21 protein-coding genes and 1 pseudogene are annotated in these 19614 nt (G+C 72.3%); 16 read left to right on the top strand and 6 right to left on the bottom strand.

Features of this window, described 5'->3' with window-relative positions:
* Positions 1 to 121: 121 nt before the first annotated feature.
* A complete protein-coding gene (locus ACQP0U_RS28840) occupies positions 122 to 397 on the bottom strand; it encodes a hypothetical protein (protein ID WP_433313152.1) in 276 nt (91 codons plus the stop codon).
* Between the two features lie 467 nt (positions 398 to 864).
* On the opposite strand from ACQP0U_RS28840, the gene ACQP0U_RS28835 reads away from it, so the two are divergent.
* From ACQP0U_RS28835 to glmM, 10 genes are all read left to right on the top strand, one after another.
* A complete protein-coding gene (locus ACQP0U_RS28835) occupies positions 865 to 1632 on the top strand; it encodes a DUF5753 domain-containing protein (protein ID WP_433313149.1) in 768 nt (255 codons plus the stop codon).
* A complete protein-coding gene (locus ACQP0U_RS28830) occupies positions 1623 to 1823 on the top strand; it encodes a DUF397 domain-containing protein (RefSeq protein ID WP_433313147.1) in 201 nt (66 codons plus the stop codon). The genes ACQP0U_RS28835 and ACQP0U_RS28830 overlap by 10 nt, the downstream gene beginning before the upstream one ends.
* A gap of 134 nt (positions 1824 to 1957) precedes the next feature.
* Entirely contained in the window at positions 1958 to 2650 is a 693-nt protein-coding gene (locus ACQP0U_RS28825; RefSeq protein ID WP_433313144.1) for a class I SAM-dependent methyltransferase, read from the top strand.
* Between the two features lie 66 nt (positions 2651 to 2716).
* Positions 2717 to 3481 carry an SDR family NAD(P)-dependent oxidoreductase gene (locus ACQP0U_RS28820; RefSeq protein WP_433313141.1) on the top strand — a complete coding sequence of 255 codons (765 nt, stop codon included), beginning with the start codon at positions 2717 to 2719 and terminating at the stop codon, positions 3479 to 3481.
* Between the two features lie 106 nt (positions 3482 to 3587).
* Entirely contained in the window at positions 3588 to 3845 is a 258-nt protein-coding gene (locus ACQP0U_RS28815) for a DUF6364 family protein (protein ID WP_203149772.1), read from the top strand.
* Positions 3835 to 4128: a type II toxin-antitoxin system PemK/MazF family toxin gene (locus tag ACQP0U_RS28810; protein ID WP_433313139.1), complete on the top strand. Its 294-nt coding sequence runs from the start codon at positions 3835 to 3837 to the stop codon at positions 4126 to 4128. The genes ACQP0U_RS28815 and ACQP0U_RS28810 overlap by 11 nt, the downstream gene beginning before the upstream one ends.
* Before the next feature lie 142 nt (positions 4129 to 4270).
* Positions 4271 to 5653 carry a nitrate/nitrite transporter gene (locus tag ACQP0U_RS28805; protein ID WP_433313137.1) on the top strand — a complete coding sequence of 461 codons (1383 nt, stop codon included), beginning with the start codon at positions 4271 to 4273 and terminating at the stop codon, positions 5651 to 5653.
* 209 nt (positions 5654 to 5862) lie between these two features.
* Entirely contained in the window at positions 5863 to 6306 is a 444-nt protein-coding gene (gene rplM / locus ACQP0U_RS28800; RefSeq protein ID WP_053653864.1) for a 50S ribosomal protein L13, read from the top strand.
* A gap of 20 nt (positions 6307 to 6326) precedes the next feature.
* Entirely contained in the window at positions 6327 to 6800 is a 474-nt protein-coding gene (rpsI, locus tag ACQP0U_RS28795; protein ID WP_112626216.1) for a 30S ribosomal protein S9, read from the top strand.
* A 117-nt stretch (positions 6801 to 6917) separates the two neighbouring features.
* Positions 6918 to 8273: a phosphoglucosamine mutase gene (gene glmM, locus ACQP0U_RS28790; protein WP_433313134.1), complete on the top strand. Its 1356-nt coding sequence runs from the start codon at positions 6918 to 6920 to the stop codon at positions 8271 to 8273.
* 90 nt (positions 8274 to 8363) lie between these two features.
* Here glmM and ACQP0U_RS28785 read toward each other — a convergent pair whose 3' ends face one another.
* Positions 8364 to 9521 (bottom strand): pyridoxal phosphate-dependent aminotransferase, encoded by a 1158-nt coding sequence (locus ACQP0U_RS28785; RefSeq protein ID WP_433321253.1) that lies wholly within the window; start codon positions 9519 to 9521, stop codon positions 8364 to 8366.
* 81 nt (positions 9522 to 9602) lie between these two features.
* A complete protein-coding gene (locus tag ACQP0U_RS28780) occupies positions 9603 to 10100 on the bottom strand; it encodes an MmpS family transport accessory protein (RefSeq protein ID WP_433313132.1) in 498 nt (165 codons plus the stop codon).
* Between the two features lie 838 nt (positions 10101 to 10938).
* On the opposite strand from ACQP0U_RS28780, the gene glmS reads away from it, so the two are divergent.
* Positions 10939 to 12852, top strand: coding sequence for a glutamine--fructose-6-phosphate transaminase (isomerizing) (gene glmS / locus ACQP0U_RS28775; protein WP_433313129.1), 1914 nt, complete (start codon positions 10939 to 10941; stop codon positions 12850 to 12852).
* Between the two features lie 3 nt (positions 12853 to 12855).
* Here glmS and ACQP0U_RS28770 read toward each other — a convergent pair whose 3' ends face one another.
* Genes ACQP0U_RS28770 through ACQP0U_RS28760 form a run of 3 tightly spaced genes read right to left on the bottom strand, consistent with a single transcriptional unit; the run spans position 12856 to position 14755 of the window.
* Positions 12856 to 13878, bottom strand: a complete 1023-nt coding sequence (locus tag ACQP0U_RS28770; RefSeq protein ID WP_433313127.1) for an alpha/beta hydrolase — start codon at positions 13876 to 13878, stop codon at positions 12856 to 12858.
* Positions 13842 to 14462 (bottom strand): hypothetical protein, encoded by a 621-nt coding sequence (locus tag ACQP0U_RS28765; protein ID WP_433313124.1) that lies wholly within the window; start codon positions 14460 to 14462, stop codon positions 13842 to 13844. The genes ACQP0U_RS28770 and ACQP0U_RS28765 overlap by 37 nt, the downstream gene beginning before the upstream one ends.
* Entirely contained in the window at positions 14459 to 14755 is a 297-nt protein-coding gene (locus ACQP0U_RS28760; RefSeq protein ID WP_433313122.1) for a hypothetical protein, read from the bottom strand. The genes ACQP0U_RS28765 and ACQP0U_RS28760 overlap by 4 nt, the downstream gene beginning before the upstream one ends.
* A gap of 174 nt (positions 14756 to 14929) precedes the next feature.
* Here ACQP0U_RS28760 and ACQP0U_RS28755 point away from each other — a divergent pair, with 174 nt between their 5' ends.
* The 5 genes and pseudogenes from ACQP0U_RS28755 (at position 14930) to tsaE (ending at position 19608) form a co-directional block, all read left to right on the top strand.
* Positions 14930 to 15298 carry a holo-ACP synthase gene (locus ACQP0U_RS28755; RefSeq protein WP_124860243.1) on the top strand — a complete coding sequence of 123 codons (369 nt, stop codon included), beginning with the start codon at positions 14930 to 14932 and terminating at the stop codon, positions 15296 to 15298.
* A 54-nt stretch (positions 15299 to 15352) separates the two neighbouring features.
* Positions 15353 to 16820, top strand: a pseudogene (locus ACQP0U_RS28750) (NAD(P)H-hydrate dehydratase).
* Between the two features lie 90 nt (positions 16821 to 16910).
* The gene (gene alr, locus ACQP0U_RS28745) at positions 16911 to 18029 is read left to right on the top strand and encodes an alanine racemase (protein WP_433313119.1); all 1119 of its coding nucleotides are present in this window, start codon (positions 16911 to 16913) and stop codon (positions 18027 to 18029) included.
* A complete protein-coding gene (locus ACQP0U_RS28740; protein ID WP_433313116.1) occupies positions 18026 to 19129 on the top strand; it encodes an alpha/beta fold hydrolase in 1104 nt (367 codons plus the stop codon). The genes alr and ACQP0U_RS28740 overlap by 4 nt, the downstream gene beginning before the upstream one ends.
* The gene (gene tsaE / locus ACQP0U_RS28735; protein WP_433313114.1) at positions 19126 to 19608 is read left to right on the top strand and encodes a tRNA (adenosine(37)-N6)-threonylcarbamoyltransferase complex ATPase subunit type 1 TsaE; all 483 of its coding nucleotides are present in this window, start codon (positions 19126 to 19128) and stop codon (positions 19606 to 19608) included. Before ACQP0U_RS28740 ends, tsaE begins: the two co-directional genes overlap by 4 nt.
* Positions 19609 to 19614: the final 6 nt, after the last annotated feature.

Below are 19614 nucleotides of genomic sequence, written 5' to 3'. Positions count from 1 at the left end.
CAGCGAGCGCGTTGGAGGGTGCGAGTCGGAGCCTGTGGAGCTGAATCGTTTACGACATCGACGGTTGATTCGTTTGCGACATCAGCTCCAAAGCGGCAGCGCACGTCACCTCGCCGGGCGGTCAGCGCACGTCGTGGCGGTGTGGTCGGCGGGTCAGGGACAGCCAGCCGAGGAACCGGGCGTGGAGTGCCCGCGGGTCAGGGTGAACGCCCAGGGAGTACAGGTCGTGAACCGCGTCCTGCATGTTCGCTGCCAGGTAGAACGCCAGGGCGATCGAATGGCCGTAGAACTCGGTCGCGAGGTGAAGCTGAGCCGGCGCACACGGCCAGGGCGCCGCGCAGTTACGGCAGAGCCACGCCGGGCGCATCGGCTGGTGCGGACGAGGTCGGCGGCTCATCCGGCCCTCACCGGGCCGCGCTTGACCGGCGTGCGGATGGTCGGGCGACGGGCCGCCGAGGCGAGAACGCGAATCACCCGGACGAGGATCGGGCGCAGGAACTGCACACTCGCGGCGCGGGTCAGGTGCAAGACGTCACCCGAGCACGGCTCCTGCGGTATGGGCTTCGGCTCGGGTCTCCGATCGGGCGGCTCATCCGGCACGGTGCTCTCCCCTGGTCGTCACTGTGGGAAGGGGCCGCCCCGTGGTGCTCGCCGTGGAGATCTTGGACAGTTTCCGTTACGCGAGAACGGCAACTGTCCAAGATCTGTGGCAGGCCAAGGGTGGCCCCGACACGAACGCGCCCGACGGGTCTCGGGTCCCTACCGGCCGCGCCGTCTGCCGGTTACATTGCCGAGAGCGATGGGATCAGTACACGACGTAGCTTTATTCCCGGGGACGTTCGGGACGTTCATCGTGGAGGCAGGATGAATCATGCACTTCAAGTGGCCATGGCTGAAGCTGGCGAGACGGCCGAAAGCCTGGCAGCTCAGACGGGGGTAGATCCGAAAACGGCAGCGCGGTGGATAAGCCCGGGACGCGTGCCGCAGCCCCGTCGGCGCGCAAAGCTGGCCGCGCTCCTCGGGAGGGACGTTGGGGACCTCTGGCCGGATGTCCTCAAGCGGCGCGAGCCGCAATGGCTGCGCGAGTGGGTTGACTGGGAACGCGAAGCCGTTGCGATTCGGTGGTTCGAGCACACCTGGGTGCCCGGCCTTCTGCAGACGGACGCGTATGCGCGGGCGACATTGGCGGGCGAAGCGTTGACGCTTGGCGAAGTTGACGATGTGGTCGCCTCCCGCATCGACCGACAGGCCATCCTCCGCCGCGAACGTCCACCCCTTTTGGTTGCAGTCGTCCACGAACTGGTCCTGTACCAATCGGCCTATGGCGACCGATCATTGATGCGTGAGCAGGTCGCCCACCTTGCGCAGTGCGCGGCACTGCCCGCTGTTCAGGTGCTCCTAGTGCCGCAAGGCGTCGGGATGTATCCGGGCCTTGGCGGGGGGTTCATCGTGGCCGAGCTGCCCGACGGCGGGCAGGTCGCACATATCGACAGCCAGGTGCGGGCGCAGATCCTTAATGGAGCTGCGGACGTTGCTACGCTCAATCGCAGGTGGGAACGCATCAGAAGTGAAGCTCTTTCCCGTCAACAGTCCCTCGACCTGATCAGGAAAGCAGCGGGATCATGGACCTGACCGGCGCTCAGTGGCGTAAGAGCACGAAGAGCGGAAACAACGGAGGCTCGTGCGTCGAGGTCGCTGACAACCTCCCCGGCGTCGTCCTCGTCCGCGACACCAAAGACCGCGACGGCGGGATGCTGACCTTCGGGCCGGCGGCATGGGCCGGCTTCGTCGATCTGGCGAAGGTGATCGGCCCCGTCGGCTGACCAGCGCAGCACTAACTGCCCCGGTGTCGTGTAGGTCCCACGGAACCGGGGCCTTCCGTGTGTCCAGGAGGAGGTCCGCGCACCACGCAGCGCTTATAATGTGGGAAAACTGTCTCAAAATTTGGGAGATGGCGATGAGCGTGACGGACGTCTTCGACGCGGTGGCCGGCACCTACGACGAGGCGCGCAGGCGGTTGGTGCCCTGCTTCGACGCCTTCTACGGCACCGCCGTCCAGGTGGCCGCGCCGCCGCTGCGCGCCGCGCTCGCCGCCGGGCGTACCCCGGAGGTGTTGGATCTGGGCGCGGGCACCGGACTGCTCTCGCTGCTGCTGGCAGCCGCGGTGCCCGGAGTCCGGCTGACCCTGGTGGACGGGGCGTCGGCGATGCTCGCTCGCGCTAGCGACCAGTTGGACGCGCGGTCCGTGCCGCACCGGACGGTCCGGGCCGACCTCGCCGACGAGCTGCCGCCGGGCCGGTACGACGCGGTGGTCAGCGCGCTGGCGATTCACCACCTGGACGACGCCGGCAAGCGTGCGCTCTACCGGCGGGCCGCCGCCGCGCTGGCACCGGGCGGGGTGTTCGTCAACGCCGAGCAGGTCGCCGGCCCGACCCCGGAGCTGGACCGGCGCTACGACGAGGAGTGGACGGCGCGGATCACCGAGCTGGGCTCGCCCCCCGAGGAGATCGCCGCCGCCCGGGAACGGATGCGCCACGACCGGCCGGCGACGGTGGCCGACCAGTGCCGGTGGCTCGCCGAGGCTGGTCTGGTCGACGTCGACTGCTACTTCAAGGAGTGGCGCTTCGCGGTGTTCGGCGGTCGGGCCTGACCTCTGTCGTCCATGCTCGGGGAATCGCCGCCGCCGGGCGGGGAACCCGGGTACGAGGAGGACGGCATGGCGGGACGGCTCGACGGCACGGTGGCGCTCGTGACCGGGGCCAGCAGCGGCATCGGCGCGGCGACCGCGCGCAGTCTCGCGGCCGACGGCGCGACGATCGCGGTGCTTGCCCGCCGCCGGGCGAAGCTCGACGAGTTGGCGCAGAGCCTGCGGGACGGCGGTGGGGCAGCGCTGGTGGTCGAGGCGGACATCACCGACCGGTCGCAGGCGGAGTCGGCCGTCGACCGGGTGGTGGCCGAGTTCGGCCGGCTCGACACGGTGGTGAACAACGCGGGGCTCATGCTCGTCGGCCCGGTCGCCGAGGCCCCGCCCGAGGAGTGGGACCGGATGCTCGCCGTCAACGTGCAGGGCATGCTCCACGTCACCCGGGCCGCGCTGCCGCACCTGCTCGCCGCCGCCGAGGCCGCTCCCCGCCGGGTGGCGGACCTGGTCAACATCAGCTCGACGGCGGGCCGGGTGGCCCGGCCCGGGACGGCTGTCTACAACCTCACGAAGTTCGGGGTCAACGGGTTCTCGGAGGCGCTGCGGCAGGAGGTCGGGTCGAAACGGGTAAGGGTGAGCGTGATCGAGCCGGGGACGGTCGAGACCGAGTTGGCCTCGCACGTGCGCGACGGCATCCGGGAGGCGATCGTGCGGCAGACCGAGGGGTTGGAGCTGCTGCAGCCCGCAGACATCGCCGACGCGGTCTCCTACATTGTGACCCGGGACCGGCGGGTGGCCGTCAACGAGATCCTGGTGCGGGCCGCCGAACAGACCTGGTGAGTTCGCGGTATGTCGCAAAGGTCACCGGAGTGCGTTTCGCCGCCTGCGCTGTACGGGCATCCTGCGCGGATGACTGGTGGTCACACCGCTGGGTAATGTGCTCGGCATGACTGCCAAGGTGACTCTCTCGTTCACGGACGAGACGATCGAGGAGGCGCGGCGGTTCGCCAAGCGCGAGGGGCTGTCGCTCTCCGCGTGGATGGACCAGGCCGCCCGGGAGAAGGCGCTGCGCGAGGTCTTCACCGCGCACGCCGCCGCCGTGGGCCGCGCCGGTCTGGATCTGGAGTCCGCCGCCCTCGCCGACGCCCGCGAGGTGGGCATGGTCAACGACCTGTTCTCCGGCGGACGGCCGCGTGCTGCGTAGGGGTGAGATCTGGCGCATCGAGGGCGCCCGGGAACGCCTCGGCCTCGTGATCAGCTCGGACGTCTACAACTCCACAGGCGTGCCCATCGTGATCGTGGTCGAGGTGGTCGAGGAGTCGCTCCTGCGGGACTCGCCCCTCGCCGTCTCGATGGGCCGCTACGTGGTGATGCCCGACCGGATCTCCTCGCCCATGAAGAAGTGGTTCACCGAGTGCGTGGACGTCGCGGACACCGACACCATGCTCCGGGTCGCCCGCGCGCTGCGCATTCTTCAGCAGCTCTGACCGCGCCGGCCGAGCCGCGTGCTCACCATCGCCGCCGGCCGGTGGTGCGACAGCCGTTTCCGGCGCGACCCGCGACGGGCACTGCGAGGTAACCGGGCGTTCCTAGCGTTTCCCCTCGTCACATCGACGAGGAGGAGCCGCCGTGAGCACGCTCACCAGCACCGCAGTCATCGCCGAGCCGCCTGCCGTCACCGGTCGCCGGCAACCGCTGCACGACTGGCGCCCCGAGGACCCGGACTTCTGGCGGGCCACCGGCGCGCCGATCGCCCGGCGCAACCTCTGGGTCTCGATCTTCGCGGAGCACGTCGGCTTCTCGGTGTGGAGTCTCTGGTCGGTCACCGTGCTCTTCCTCGGCCCCGCGTACGGCATCGACCCTGCCGGGAAGTTCCTGCTCACCGCCGTTCCGGCCGCGTTGGGCGCGGTGCTGCGGCTGCCGTACACGCTCGCGGTGGCCCGCTTCGGCGGGCGACGCTGGACGATCATCAGCGCGTTGCTGTTGCTGGTGCCCGCGGTGCCGATGACGGTGCTGCTGGAGCCCGGGGTGTCCTACTCCACCCTGATGGTGCTCGCCTGCCTCACCGGGGTCGGTGGCGGCAACTTCGCCTCCTCGATGGCGAACATCAACCTGTTCTACCCGTCTCGGCTCAAGGGGCGGGCCCTCGGGCTCAACGCCGGTGGCGGCAACCTGGGCGTACCCGCCGTGCAACTGGTCGGCCTGGCGGTGCTCGCCACCGCGGGCGCCGCGTACCCCCGGTTGGTGCCGGCGGTCTACCTGCCGCTGATCGTGCTGGCCGCGCTGGCGGCGGCCCGGTGGTTGGACACCGTGCCCGGGGCGCGCAACGAGCCGGGCGCGCTGCGGGAGGCGGCCCGCGACCCGCACACCTGGGTGATGTCGCTGCTCTACATCGGCACCTTCGGCTCGTTCATCGGCTTCGGCTTCGCCTTCGGCCAGGTGCTCCAGCTCCAGTTCGCCGAGCGGTTCCCCACCCCGGTCGACGCGGCCTGGCTGACCTTCCTGGGCCCGCTGGTCGGCTCGCTGATCCGGCCGCTGGGCGGGCACCTCGCCGACCGGCTTGGCGGGGCCCGGGTGACCTTCTGGAACTTCGTGGCGATGGCGGCCGGCGCGAGCACCGTGCTGTACGCGGCCCGGGAGCGCTCGTTCGGGCTCTACCTGGCCGGGTTCCTCGCCCTCTTCGTCTTCTCCGGCATCGGCAACGGTTCCACGTACAAGATGATCCCGGCGATCTTCCGCGCTCGGGCGGCGGACGCGGTGGCCACGGGTCAACGTGATCCGGAGGCCGCCGCGAGGTGGGCGCGAAGGATGACCGGCGCGTTGATCGGCATCGCGGGGGCGATCGGCGCCTTCGGTGGGGTGCTCGTCAACATCGCCTTCCGCCAGTCGTTCCTCAGCTCGGGCAACGCCGACGCCGCCTACCTGGCCTTCATCGGCTGGTACGCGTTGTGTTTCGCGGTCACCTGGGTCGTCTACCGTCGTCCGAGGGCCGTTCGACTCGCCAACGTGTGAGCTGGGCCACCGTCGGCGCGTCGCCGCGCGGCACCGCACCCCCGTTTTGACCTGCGGACGGGGCGCCGGGTATCGTTGCCTGCTGTTGTACGACATCCAGAGGCGTGCCCCATCAGGTACGCTTGGTCGTTCGTGCGCGCTGGTCCGGCCTGCAAGATCTGGTCACCTCGGCGCGCGACCCCAGACCGACGACGAGACAAGGTAGACCTGTGCGTACGTACAGCCCGAAGCCGGGTGAGATCGAGCGTCAGTGGCACGTCATCGACGCCTCTGATGTCGTGCTGGGCCGCCTGGCCACCCACGCCGCCACGTTGCTGCGTGGTAAGCACAAGCCGACTTTCGCGCCGCACGTCGACACGGGCGACTTTGTCGTCATCGTGAACGCGGGCAAGGTTGCGTTGACCGGCAACAAGCGCCAGACCAAGGTCGCTTACCGCCACTCCGGTTACCCGGGTGGTCTGAAGCAGATCGGCTACGACGAGCTGCTGACCAAGCGTCCCGAGCGGGCCATCGAGCTGGCCGTGAAGGGGATGCTCCCGCACAACAAGCTCGGCCGTCAGCTGATCAAGAAGCTGAAGGTCTACGCCGGTGCCGAGCACCCGCACCTCGCGCAGCAGCCGGTGCCGTTCGAGATCAAGCAGATCGCGCAGTGAGCGCGGGCGAAGGAAGCAGCATGACCGACATCATCGAGACCGAGGTCGCCCCGGAAGCCCCTGAGGCCACCGAGGCGCCGGCGCCCGTCGCCCGCGCGCCTCGTGGTGACCGGCCGATCCAGACCGTGGGCCGCCGCAAGGAGGCCATCGTCCGGGTCCGTATCGTCCCGGGCACCGGCAAGATCACCTGCAACGGCCAGGACCTCGAGGCCTACTTCCCGAGCAAGGTGCACCAGCAGCTCATCAAGGACCCGCTGGTCACCGCCGAGAAGCTTGAGCAGTTCGACGTGATCGCCAACCTGCGTGGCGGCGGCACCACCGGCCAGGCCGGTGCGCTCCGGCTGGGCATCGCCCGCGCGCTGATCATCAACGAGCCGGACGACCGCCCGGCCCTCAAGAAGGCCGGCTTCCTCACCCGGGACGCCCGGGTCAAGGAGAGCAAGAAGTACGGCCTCAAGAAGGCCCGTAAGGCTCCTCAGTACTCGAAGCGCTGACCTTTCCCAGCGCGTTGTACTTCTGACGGACGGCCGGTCCGCCTCCCCTCCACGGGGAGGTGGGTCGGCCGTTCCGCTTTCTCCTCACTGGCAGTGCTCATTCGGAGGTTGGCGGGTATGGGTCGGTTGTTCGGCACGGACGGCGTACGCGGGCGGGCAAACGCGGATCTCACCCCGGAACTGGCGCTGGCGCTCGCGGTGGCCGCCGCGCACACACTCGCCGAGACGGACCGCAGCCATCCGCCGCTCGCCGTCGTCGGCCGGGACACCCGCGCCAGCGGCGAGATGCTGGAGGCCGCAGTGGTCGCCGGCCTGACCAGCGCCGGTGCCAACGTGGTGCGGGTCGGCGTGCTGCCCACCCCCGCGGTGGCGTTCCTCACCGCCGAAGCCAAGGCCGACCTGGGCGTGATGCTCTCCGCGTCACACAACCCGATGCCGGACAACGGCATCAAGCTCTTCGCCGCCGGCGGCCACAAGCTGCCCGACGAGATCGAGATGCAGATCGAGGCGGCCGTCGAGACGAACGCCACCACCGCCTGGGACCGGCCGATCGGTGCCGGCGTCGGCCGCGTGCACGATCTGCTCGACGGTGCCGACCACTACGTCCAGCACCTGGTGGGCACCGTTCCGCACCGGCTCGACGGGATCAAGGTCGTGGTCGACTGCGCCAACGGCGCCGCCGCCGAGGTCGCCCCCGTCGCCTACCGGGAGGCCGGCGCGGAGGTCATCGCCATCTACGCGGAGCCCAACGGGCTGAACATCAACGACGACTGTGGCTCCAACCACATCGAGGCGCTGCGCGCCGCAGTGGTCGAGCACGGCGCCCACCTGGGCATCGCCCACGACGGCGACGCCGACCGCTGCCTGGCGGTCACCGCCGACGGCGACGAGGTGGACGGCGACCAGGTCATGGCGATCCTCGCGCTGGCCATGCGGGACGCCGGCACGCTCACCCAGGACACCCTGGTGGCCACCGTGATGAGCAACCTCGGGCTGCGGCTCGCGATGTCCGCACAGGGCATCCGCCTGATCGAGACGAAGGTCGGCGACCGGTACGTGCTGGAGGAGCTGCGCGCCTCCGGGCTGGCGCTCGGCGGTGAGCAGAGCGGCCACATCGTCATGCCCGCGCACGCCACCACCGGCGACGGGGTGCTCACCGGCCTGCACCTGATGGCTCGGATGGCGGCCACCGGCCAGTCCCTCGCCGAGCTGGCCTCGGTGGTCACCAAGCTGCCCCAGGTGCTGATCAACGTGCCGGTCGGTGACCGGACCGTCGGCGCCGCCGCGCCGGCCGTACGCGCCGAGGTCGAGCGGGCCGAGGCGGAGCTGGGGGAGACCGGCCGGGTGCTGCTGCGTCCGTCGGGCACCGAGCCCCTGGTCCGGGTGATGGTCGAGGCGGCCACCGAGGCGACCGCCCGTGAGGTCGCCGAGCGGATCGCCGAGCTGGTCCGCACCGCGAGCCCCGTCGCCTAGGTCGATTGGACGCTGTGGAGCTGAACCGTTCACGGCATCAGCTCCACAGCTCCCGGAAGTGCCGGAGCTCCCGGAAGTGCCGGCCCGCAGTCAGCCGATCGGCGTCAGAGAGCGCAGCCGGGTGACCGCCTCGGTCAGCACCTCGGGGCGCTTGCAGAAGGCGAACCGGACCAGCCGCCGGCCCGCGTCGGTGTCGTCGTAGAAAACCTGGGTGGGCACCGCCACCACGCCACAGCGCTCCGGCAACGACCGGCAGAACTCCACCCCGTCCCGGCCGCCGAGGGCGGTGATGTCGGCGGTGACGAAGTACGTGCCCTCCGAGTCGAGCACCTCGAACCCGGCGTCGGTGAGACCACCGACGAGCTGGTCACGCCGCTGCTGGAGGCTGTCCCGGAAGCCGGTGTAGTAGTCGTCCGGCAGGGCCAGCGCCACGGCCACCGCCGGTTGCAGCGGCGCGGCGTTGACGAAGGTGAGGAACTGCTTCACCCGCAGCACCGCCGAGACCAGCGCCGCCGGGCCGCTCGCCCAGCCGACCTTCCAGCCCGTGCAGGAGAACGTCTTGCCGGCCGACGAGATGCGCAGCGTCCGCTCCCACATCCCCGGCAGCGCGGCCAGCGGCACGTGCGGGCTCGCCGCGTCAGTGAAGACCAGGTGCTCGTACACCTCGTCGGTGACCGCGTACGCGCCGAACTCCTGGCACAACTCGGCGACCTGCGCCAACTCGGCCGGTGTGAAGACCTTGCCGGTCGGATTGTGCGGCGAGTTCAGCAGCACCAGCCGGGTACGCGGGCCGAACGCCGCGCGCAGCGCCGCCGGGTCGAAGGCGTACCGGCCGTCGACCGTGGGACGCAGCGTCACCGGCCGGCGGACCGCGCCGGCCAGTGCGATCGAGGCGGCGTACGAGTCGTAGTACGGCTCGAAGCAGACCACCTCGTCGCCCGGTTCGCAGAGAGCGAGGATGCTCGCCGCGACCGCCTCGGTCGCGCCCGCCGTGATCACGATCTCGCTGTCCGGGTCGTACGCCAGGTCATGGAACCGCAGCTGATGGGCCGCGACCGCCGCGCGCAGGGCGGGGATCCCCGGCCCGGGCGGGTACTGGTTCTGCCCACTGCGCAGCGCCTCGGCGGCGGCGGCCAGCATCTCCGGCGGGCCGTCGGTGTCGGGAAACCCCTGGCCGAGGTTGACCGCGCCGGTGCGTACGGCGAGGGCGGACATCTCGGCGAAGATCGTCGTGCCGAACGGCCGCATCCGGGCCACCAGCGGGTCGACATCGGTGCTCGTCGTCACCTGCGCCAGCCTACGGCCACCCCGGGTCGGAGCCCAGCCTCACTACGGCGCACAGCGGATGCCGAAGTACCCGCTCTCCTTGATGACCACCGGCTTGCCAGCGCCGGTGATCGTGACGGTGCAGTCCAGCGACCCGTGGTAGTCGATGTCGAGCCAGTCGGCCTCCACCATCACCCGGCTCTGACCGTTGGTTCGGATGGTGGTGCGCCACGGCAGCTTCACGCCGTCGACGTGAATGAGGTCGCTCTCGGCGTCGTAGTACGCGACGTCGACGACACCCGAACCGCTCAGCTCGTAGACCACAGTCACCGGGGCGGGGCCGGACGTCGGTCGGGTGATCGGCTTCTTGCTGGGGGTGGGTGACGCGGTGGGCGGCGCGCTGGGTCGCTCGGGGATGAGCGGCCCGGTGGTCGGCTCGGTCCAGCCGTCGTCGTCGGGAGTGACCCAGGGTTCCTCGGCGAACGGGTCCGAGCCGCTCCCGTCGAGCAGCAGGCTGCCCGCGCAGAGGCAGCCGCAGACGGTCAGCACCAGCGCCACCACGACGGCGATGACGATCCCGACGGCACGGCCGCTGTGCGTGGCCGGGCTGCCGCCGGGCTGCTGATGACCGGGATAGGCGTACGGCGGGGGATAGCCGGGCGGCGGCGGGTAGCCGGGCGGCGGCGATCCGGCTGACGGCGATCACCGTGCTTGTGGCGGTCCGGCGGGCGAGGGCCAGCCGGCGGGCGGTCCGGCGGGCGAGGGCCAGTCTGGGAGCGGCGTCGCGCCAGGTGTGGGCCAGCCCGGTGTCGGGCCGGGAGACGTCGGGCCGGGCGGCGTTGGGCCGGGCGCCGTTGGGCCGAAGGCGTCGGGTGGGGACGGCGTCCACGGCGCGGGCGGTTGGGGCATCCACTGGGTCGCGGGCGGGGGCGGTGCCCACGGCGCGGCCGGCGGTGCCGGTGCCCACGGCGTCGGTGCCCACGGTGTCGGCGGCGCCCATGGCTGGCCCGGGGCCAGCGGGTCGGGTGCTGGGAACGGAGCCGAGGGCGGTGCCGTCGGATCCGCTGCGGGAGAGCCCGCACCCGACGACCCCGACGCGCCGCCGGCTGACGGGTCCGGTGGGGGAGAGGGGGACGGATCGGGCGGGGGCGCGTCGGACATGGCTGCTCCGGGCGGGAGTGGGTATGGGACGAACGAGCCGAGGACGGCCGCGCCGAACCCGCCGAGAGACTGTCGTACCCGATGGCGTGCCGCAACCCCGTCGTGCCGGACGGACCCGAGGTGGGCCGCGAAGCTCGTCCCGGTTGCGACCTCCCAACCACCGATCGCTCAGATTCCGTGATTGATAACCCGACTTTCGAGCACCCAACATGAGTGAAACTGGGTTAGGCTGCGGGCCATGTGTGGAATCGTGGGATACGCGGGCGCGCGCCCCGCACTCGGCATCGTCCTCGACGGTCTGCGGCGGCTGGAATACCGCGGCTACGACTCGGCAGGCGTCGCAATCGTCTGCGACGACCAACTGCTGACCGAGAAGAAGGCCGGCAAGCTGGCCAACCTGGAGAAGGTGCTGTCCGAGCGGGCCGCCGACGACCCGACCTCCTGCGCGGCCAGCCCGATCGGCATCGGTGACGGCACCACAGGCATCGGGCACACCCGGTGGGCCACCCACGGCGGCCCGACCGATCGCAACGCCCACCCGCACGTCGCCCCCGACGGCCGGGTCGCGGTGATCCACAACGGCATCATCGAAAACTTCGCCAAGCTCCGCGCCGAGCTGGAGGCCGACGGCGTCCAGTTCACCAGCGACACCGACACCGAGTGCGCCGCGCACCTGCTCGCCGCCGCGCTGGCCGACCTGCGCGCCGCCGGCCAGCCGGACAGCCCGCAGCTGCTCGCCGCCGGCATGCGCGTGGTCTGCCAGCGGCTGGAGGGCGCGTTCACCCTGCTCGCTGTGGACGCAGGCGTGCCCGGTGCGGTCGTCGGCGCCCGGCGCAACTCGCCGCTGGTGGTCGGCCGGGGCGACGGGGAGAACTACCTGGCCAGCGACGTGGCCGCGTTCATCGAGCACACCCGGGAAGCGGTCGAGCTGGGCCAGGACCAGATCGTGCTGATCACCGGTGACACCATCGAGATCACCGACTTCGAGGGCCAGCCCGCCGCCGGCAAGGACTTCCACATCGACTGGGACTCCTCGGCCGCGGAGAAGGGCGGCTACGACTGGTTCATGCTCAAGGAGATCGAGGAGCAGCCGCAGGCCATCGCCGACACGCTGCTCGGCCGGCTCACCGAGAGCGGTGAGATCGCCCTCGACGAGGTCCGCCTCAGCGACCAGGATCTGCGCGACGTCGACAAGATCTTCATCGTGGCCTGTGGCACGGCGTACCACGCCGGCATGGTCGCCAAGTACGCCATCGAGCACTGGACCCGGATCCCGTGCGAGGTGGAACTGGCCAGCGAGTTCCGCTACCGCGACCCGGTCCTCGACAGGTCCACGCTGATCGTGGTCATCTCGCAGTCCGGCGAGACGATGGACACCCTGATGGCGCTGCGCCACGCCAAGGAGCAGAAGGCCCGGGTGCTGGCGATCTGCAACACCAACGGCTCGACCATCCCCCGCGAGTCCGACGCCGTGCTCTACACCCACGGCGGGCCGGAGATCGCCGTCGCCTCGACCAAGGCGTTCCTCACCCAGGTCGTCGCCTGCTACCTGATCGGCCTGCACCTCGCCCAGGTGCGCGGGATCAAGTTCGCCGACGAGGTGGGCGCTGTCGTAGCGCAGTTGCAGGAGATTCCCGGCAAGCTGCGGGAGCTGCTCGACCGGATCGAGCCCGTCCGTGAGCTGGCCCGGGAGCTGAAGTCCGAGCCGACGGTGCTGTTCATCGGCAGGCACGTCGGCTACCCGGTGGCCCTGGAGGGCGCGCTGAAGCTCAAGGAGTTGGCGTACATGCACGCCGAGGGCTTCGCCGCCGGTGAGCTGAAGCACGGCCCGATCGCCCTGATCGACAAGGGCACCCCGGTCATCTGCGTGGTGCCCTCGCCGGTCGGCAGGGGCATGCTGCACGACAAGGTCGTCTCCAACATCCAGGAGGTCCGGGCTCGTGGCGCACGGACCATCGTGATCGCGGAGGAGGGCGACGAGGCCGTCGTCCGGTACGCCGACCACCTGATCTACGTGCCGCGTACGCCCACCCTGCTGGCCCCGCTCGTCACCACTGTGCCGTTGCAGGTGCTCGCCGCCGAGATCGCCGCCGCCCGGGGGCACGACGTCGACCAGCCCCGCAACCTGGCCAAGTCGGTCACCGTCGAGTAACCCTCAGCGGCCCAGCACGACCCGGGCCATCCCGTCCAGCGCGGGATTGCCCGGGTCCCAGTAACCGGTGTGGCCACCTCGCCCGCTGCCGAAGACCCGACCGCCGAACCCGGGATCGGACGGGTCGTGCCCGAACCACAGCTCGTGCCCGGTCCGGTCGGGCCAACCGAGCACGGCGGCGAGTGGTGCCGCGCCGAGCAGGGCCCGTCGGCCCAGGTCGTCCGGTGGTCGGGCGGCCCGGATCACGTCGTCCGGGGCGGTGCTCGCCCAGACCTCGCCGGGCGGCACCCCCAGGTCGGCGGCGTGTGGCGCACCGACACCGGGGGAGCCGACGAAAACCAGCGCGTCGGCGGCGAGCCCGTGCTCCCGGGCCGCCACACCCACCACCAGCGACCCGTAGCTGTGCCCGAGCACCGTCTGCCGGGCCGGTGGCCCGTCGTGGCTGGCGCGCAGTCCCTCCTGGAAGCGGTGCAACGCCGGCCCGGCGTCCCGGGCCTGGCCCGCCGAGGCGGCCTCGGTGAGCAGATCCGGAGCGTCGTAGTCCAACCAGAGCACCGCCGCGCTGCGCTCACCCGGGGCGAGCGCAGCGCACCGGTCCAGCACCCGGGCCGCCCTGCCCAGCTCGCCGGGGGCGTCGTCCAGGCCGGCGGTCATCCCCGGCACGTAGGTCAGCACCCGGTCGGCGTGGTCCGGGTCGCCGAGCGCCACCACCGCCCGGCCCTCACCGGCCGGGTCCAACCCGAGCAGGTACGCCCGCGGCACCCCGCTGGCCGTCAGCCGCCCGACCAGCTCGTCCAGGCCGGCCAACCGTCCGGCCACCCCGCGCAACCGGATCGACGCGAGCGGCCCCGGCGGCACCCGGGACAGCAGCCGTCGCCGCTCGGCCAGCAACTCCGTACGCCAGACGTCGAGCCGTAACCTGTTGGCCTGGTCGCGGGCGGCCACCGGCAGCCCGTCCAACCGGCCGACCAGGGCCGGCTCGCGCCCGATCAGCCACCGCCGCTGCGCGGGGTCAACCCGGACCACCAGGCGTTGACCAGCGCGGGCGCGGCACCGGGAGCCGGTCGGCCCGGTGGGGGCGGGGACGCCCAGCCGGTGCCGGCGGCCCGGGCCAGCTCGTCCAACCGGTCGGCGGCGACCCGGTCCGCCGCTGCCGCCCCGTCGAGCGCGGCACGCAGGATCGCGGCCACCCCCGTCACTGCCACCCCGGCCGCTGTCCTGCCGGCCAGGTCGGCGGGCCGCACCCGGGCGGGATCGACACGCACCCCGCCCGAGCGGTCCACCAGCAGGCCCGCCGCATCGGCCTGGGCGACCGCCTCGGTGAGGCGTGCCTTCGCCACCGTCAGCCGACCGGCCAACTCGGCAAGCACCTGGTCGACCTCGATCAGCGCGGGTGCGATCGAGGTCAGCTCGTCACGGAGACCGGCGAGCCGAGTGTCCGCCGCCGTGGCTGCCGCACCCGACCAACCGCTCCCCAACCGTCCTCCGGCCGTGCGCAGCCCGCCGACGCGCCGATCGAGCGGCCCGGTCAACCCCGCCCACGCCGCCCCGGTGGCCCGCCACCCGTCCGGATCGGCAGCCCACAGCTGTCGGTACCCGACGCTGCTCACCGGGGCAGGGTGGCGAAGCGGTCGGCGGCCCGGTCGTCCACCGTCTCGTACGCCTCGGCCGCCGCCCGGACCGCCCCGGAGGCCGCCGCGACCCGGACGCCCACCCGGCAGAACCAGGCGTGCCCGGCTGCCTCCAACCCGGCCAGGGCCGCGCCAGCCCGCCACCCGGGTGCCGCCATGACCAGCCCGGGCAGCCCCGCGAGGCCCGACGCCAACCGGCGCGCCTCGTCGTCGAGCAGGACGGCGACCGCCCGCAACTCCTCCGGCTGGACGGCGAACTGCTCGTCGGTCATGACCACACCCCCGTGGACGATCGGCATCGACGCGCTGACGTTAGGCGCGTACCGGAGGTCGCACGGTGCCCTGTGGACAGCCGGCTTCGAGGCGTACCCCGGGGTGTCCACAGGCGTTGCCCAGCGCGAGCCCGACGGCTAATCTGCGGCCCCGACCGCCGGTAGGGTGGTGTGGTGATCGTCGCTGTCGGCATCGACGTCGTCCTGGTCGACCGGTTCGCCCGGGCCCTGGCACGGACGCCGCTGCTCGCCGACCGGCTCTTCACCGAGGCCGAGCGGCACACCCGCTCCGGCAGCCCTCGCTCGCCCGAGTCGCTCGCCGCCCGGTTCGCCGCCAAGGAGGCGGTGGCCAAGGCGCTCGGCGCTCCGGCCGGGCTGAGCTGGCACGACTGCGAGATCGTCCCCGACCCGGATGGCCGCCCCTGGCTGGCCGTCTCCGGCACGGTCGCGGCGGTGGCCGACGCGCGCGGGGTCAACCACTGGCATCTCTCGTTGTCGCACGACGGCGGGATCGCGTCGGCGATGGTGGTCGCGGAACGATGACGTCGGCCGGGAGGGCCGGTCAGGCCCGCCCGCGAACGGAATGGGGCACGTGGCATGAGAGCGGTGTGGCGGGTGGCCGACGTACGGGCGGCCGAGGCGGGGTTGATGGGCACGCTGCCGGAGGGGACGCTGATGCAGCGCGCCGCCGCCGGCCTGGCCCGCCGCGCCGCGCTCCTGCTCGCCGAGCGGGGCGGGGTCTACGGGGGCCAGGTGCTGCTGCTGGTCGGCTCGGGTGACAACGGCGGCGACGCGCTGTACGCGGGGAGCGGTTGGCCCGCCGAGGCGTCCAGGTGTCCGCCCTGCTGCTCACCCCGGCCGGGCGCACGCCGCCGGCCTGACCGCGCTGCGGGCCGCCGGCGGCCGGGTGGTGCCGGACCTCACCGGCACGGTCGACCTGGTCCTCGACGGCATCGTCGGCATCGGCGGCACCGGAGGGCTACGGGCGAACGCGGACGAGGTGGTCCAGCGCCTCGGCGAACTACGCGGACGCGACGGGGCGCGGGCCACAGTGCTGGCGGTCGACGTGCCCAGCGGGGTCGCGGTCGACACCGGCAACGTGCCGCTGACCGCGTCCGGCCGGCCCAGCGCGGTCCACGCCGACGTGACTGTGGCCTTCGGCGCGCTGAAGCCAGCCCTGGTGGTCGGGCCGGCCGCCGCGCTGGCCGGGCAGGTCGAGCTTGTCGACATCGGGCTGCGGCCGTGGCTGCGCGGCACCCCGGCGCTGCGGGTCACCGAGTGGTCCGACCTGGTCGACTGGTGGCCCGAGTTGGGCCCGGCGTCGGAGAAGTACACCCGGGGCGTGGTGGGGGTGGCGACCGGCTCGGCGACCTACCCCGGCGCGGCGGTGCTCTCCGTGGGTGGCGCTCTGGCCGGGCCGACCGGCCTGGTCCGCTACGCCGGCGGCGCCCGCGCGGAGGTGCTGCACCAGCACCCCTCGGTGATCGCCAGTGCGCGAGTCGCCGACGCGGGCCGGGTGCAGGCCTGGGTCTGCGGCTCCGGGCTGGGCACCGGTGCCGACGCGGCAGCCGAGCTGCGTGCCGTACTGGCCGCCCCGGTGCCGGTGGTGCTCGACGCCGACGCCCTGACCCTGCTGGTGGACGGCTCGCTGGCTGACCGGCTGCGGGGTCGGGACGCGCCCATCGTGGTCACCCCGCACGACCGGGAGTTCACGCGTCTCTGCGGGGAGGAACCGGGCGCCGACCGGGTCGGCGCCGCGCTGCGGCTGGCCGCCTGGATGAACGCGGTGGTGCTGCTCAAGGGCGACCGCACGGTGATCGGCACGCCGGACGGTCGGGCGTACGTCAACCCGACCGGCACCCCGGCGCTGGCCACCGGCGGCACCGGCGACGTGCTGGCCGGGCTGCTCGGCTCGCTGCTGGCGGCCGGAGTGCCCGCCGACCGGGCGGCGGCCTCGGCCGCGTACCTGCACGGGCTCGCCGGTCGGGAGGCGGCCCGGGGCGGGCCGGTGACCGCGCCCGACGTGGCGACCGCGTTGCGTCCGGTGCTGGCCCGGCTGGGCTGAACCTGTCGGTTCCGGAGGCGGTGACCGGATCGCCGCGCCGGGACGTGCGTCGCCGCCCGCGGTGATCACGGCGGAAAGTAGGCTGGGCACATGTGGCAGGCCGAGGTACGCGTCGATCTTGACGCCATCCGCGAGAACGTGGGCAGGCTCCGCTCCGGCACCACCGCCGAGTTGATGGCTGTGGTGAAGGCCGACGGGTACGGCCACGGCATGCTCCCGGCCGCCCGCGCGGCGCTCGACGCGGGTGCGGACTGGCTCGGCGTCTGCACCCTCGAGGAGGCGCTCACCCTGCGTCGGGCCGGGGTGACAGTGCCGGTGCTGGCCTGGCTGCTCGCGCCCGGGTTGCCGCTGCACGAGGGGGTCAGCGCCGGGGTGGACCTCGGCACGGCCAGCATGGCGCAACTGGACGAGATGATCGAGGCGAGTCGCCTCGCCGGGCGTCCAGCCCGCCTCCATCTCAAGATCGACACGGGGTTGTCCCGGGGCGGCGCGACAGTCGCCGACTGGCCCGCGCTGCTGGACGCCGCCGCGAAGGCGCAGGCCGACGGCCTGGTCGAGGTGGTCGGCGTGTGGAGCCACTTCGTGTACGCGGACTCGCCCGGCCACCCCACCACCGACCGTCAACTGGCCGTCTTCCACGAGGGGCTGGCCATGGTCGAGCGGGCCGGGCTGCGCCCCCGCTGGCGGCACCTCGCCAACTCGGCCGCCACCCTCACCCGCCCGGACACCCACTTCGACCTGGTCCGCCCGGGCCTGGCGATCTACGGGCTCTCCCCGGTGGCTGGCGAGACGTACGGGTTGCGGCCGGCGATGACCGCCCGGGCCCGGGTGATGCTCACCAAGCGGGTGCCCGCCGGCACCGGCATCTCCTACGGGCACGCCTACACGACACCGGCCGACGCGAACCTGGCAGTGGTCCCGCTCGGGTACGCCGACGGGGTACCCCGGCACGCGTCCAACACCGGGCCGGTGCAGCTCGGCGGCGTACGCCGGACGATCTCGGGGCGGGTCTGCATGGACCAGTTCGTGCTCGACTGCGGCGACGACCCGGTGGCCGACGGTGACGTGGCGACGCTCTTCGGTAGCGGCGTCGACGGCGAACCGACAGCGGACGACTGGGCGAAGGCGGTCGGCACGATCAACTACGAGATCGTCACCCGGTTCGGCGGCACGCGGGTGCCCCGGGTCTACGACGGCGAGAAACCATGAGCTACCGCATTCCGCGTCCCCGGACGGCCGCGGGCCGGGTCGCGGGGATCGTCGGCGCGGCGGTCGGGGTCGCCGCGGCGGGTCTGGCGGCTGGCGTCGCCACCGAACGGACCCTGGTCCGCCGGCTCAAGGCCGACCCGGCCGACCGCTACGCGCACGAGACGTTCGACGAGCAGCGGTACGACGAGGCGTTCCGCCTGGAGCTGCCGGACGGCACGGACATCCACGTCGAGGTGGTCGAGCCGACCCGGCCGGTGCCGGGGCGCCCGACAGTGGTGCTGGTGCACGGCTTCTGCCTGGACATGGGGACGTTCCACTTCCAGCGCCAGATGCTCGCCGCCCGCGGTGACTACCGGGTCGTGGCGTACGACCAGCCCGGTCACGGCCGGTCCGGCCGGCTGGAGACCGGGGAGTACGACCTCACGGTGCTCGGCCGGACGCTGCGCCAGGTGATCGACCGAACCGCCCCGGACGGTCCGCTGGTGCTGGTCGGCCACTCGATGGGCGGCATGACCATCATGGCGTTCGCCGAGCTGTTCCCGGAGCTGTTCGGTGACCGGGTGGTGGGCACGGTCCTGATGGCCACGTCGGGCGGGCTCATCGCGGAGACCAAGCTGGTCGCGCCCGCGCTGCTCGGCCGGGTCGGTGGCCCGGTGCTGTACATGGTCAGCAACGCCACCCGGTACGGCGGCCCGGTGATCGACAAGGCCCGCAAGTCGACGTCGAACGTGGCCTGGCTGCTGACCCGCAAGTACGGCTTCGGCACCCGCAAGCCCAGCCCGTCGCTGGTGTCCTACGTGGAGACGATGAACTCCCGGACGTCGGCCGACACGGTGACCCGCTACCTGCGGACCCTGGCCACCCACTCGCGCTTCCCGGCACTGGCCGCGCTGGCGTCGACTCCGGTGCTGGTGGTGGTCGGTGACAAGGACATGATCACTCCGGTGACCCATTCCGAGGAGATCGTCCGCCGGTTGCCGCACGCCGAGTTCGTGAAGATCAAGGACAGCGGCCACGTGGTGATGTTGGAGCACGCGGACGAGGTCAACGCCGCGCTGGCGCGGTTCCTGGAGTCATTGCAGAGCGTGGAGGAACGGTGAGTCACGTCGTCAAGCTGCCGACCGTCGAGGACACGCGGGAATTCGGCCGGCGGCTGGCCGGGCTGCTGCGGGCCGGCGACCTGGTGCTGTTGACCGGCCCGTTGGGCGCCGGCAAGACCGCGCTCACCCAGGGCATCGGCGCCGGGCTCGGTGTCCTCGGGGACATCACCTCGCCGACCTTCGTGATCGCCCGGGTGCACCGCCCCGATCCGGCCCGGGGCGGCCGGGTGGCACTTGTGCACGCCGACGCGTACCGGTTGGGCACCGCCACCGACCCGCGCGCCGAGATCGACGACCTGGACCTCGACGCGTCGGTCGACGACTCGGTGACCGTGGTCGAGTGGGGCGAGGGCCTGGTGGAGCAGTTGGTGGACGCCCACCTGCGGGTTCGCATCGACCGCCGCGACGACGACACGCGCATCGTCGAGCTGGACCCGATCGGCGGTGACTGGGCCCGGCGGCTCGCCGACCTGGGCTAGGCCGGC

The organism is Micromonospora sp. CA-269861, from assembly GCF_050948505.1.
Lineage (GTDB): Bacteria > Actinomycetota > Actinomycetes > Mycobacteriales > Micromonosporaceae > Micromonospora.
The sequence above is the reverse complement of the archived record's forward strand: the minus strand, read 5'-3'. Positions and strand labels throughout refer to the sequence as shown.

Bases quoted from the DNA above. Each gene is read 5' to 3' on its own strand.
- ACQP0U_RS28760 (WP_433313122.1), bottom strand. From the start codon at position 14,755: ATGACCGACGAGCAGTTCGCCGTCCAGCCGGAGGAGTTGCGGGCGGTC.
- rpsI (WP_112626216.1), top strand. From the start codon at position 6,327: ATGACCGACATCATCGAGACCGAGGTCGCCCCGGAAGCCCCTGAGGCC.
- glmS (WP_433313129.1), top strand. From the start codon at position 10,939: ATGTGTGGAATCGTGGGATACGCGGGCGCGCGCCCCGCACTCGGCATC.
- ACQP0U_RS28830 (WP_433313147.1), top strand. From the start codon at position 1,623: ATGGACCTGACCGGCGCTCAGTGGCGTAAGAGCACGAAGAGCGGAAAC.
- ACQP0U_RS28785 (WP_433321253.1), bottom strand. From the start codon at position 9,521: ATGCGGCCGTTCGGCACGACGATCTTCGCCGAGATGTCCGCCCTCGCC.
- ACQP0U_RS28740 (WP_433313116.1), top strand. From the start codon at position 18,026: ATGAGCTACCGCATTCCGCGTCCCCGGACGGCCGCGGGCCGGGTCGCG.
- ACQP0U_RS28820 (WP_433313141.1), top strand. From the start codon at position 2,717: ATGGCGGGACGGCTCGACGGCACGGTGGCGCTCGTGACCGGGGCCAGC.
- ACQP0U_RS28815 (WP_203149772.1), top strand. From the start codon at position 3,588: ATGACTGCCAAGGTGACTCTCTCGTTCACGGACGAGACGATCGAGGAG.
- glmM (WP_433313134.1), top strand. From the start codon at position 6,918: ATGGGTCGGTTGTTCGGCACGGACGGCGTACGCGGGCGGGCAAACGCG.
- alr (WP_433313119.1), top strand. From the start codon at position 16,911: ATGTGGCAGGCCGAGGTACGCGTCGATCTTGACGCCATCCGCGAGAAC.
- ACQP0U_RS28840 (WP_433313152.1), bottom strand. From the start codon at position 397: ATGAGCCGCCGACCTCGTCCGCACCAGCCGATGCGCCCGGCGTGGCTC.
- ACQP0U_RS28835 (WP_433313149.1), top strand. From the start codon at position 865: ATGAATCATGCACTTCAAGTGGCCATGGCTGAAGCTGGCGAGACGGCC.
- ACQP0U_RS28825 (WP_433313144.1), top strand. From the start codon at position 1,958: ATGAGCGTGACGGACGTCTTCGACGCGGTGGCCGGCACCTACGACGAG.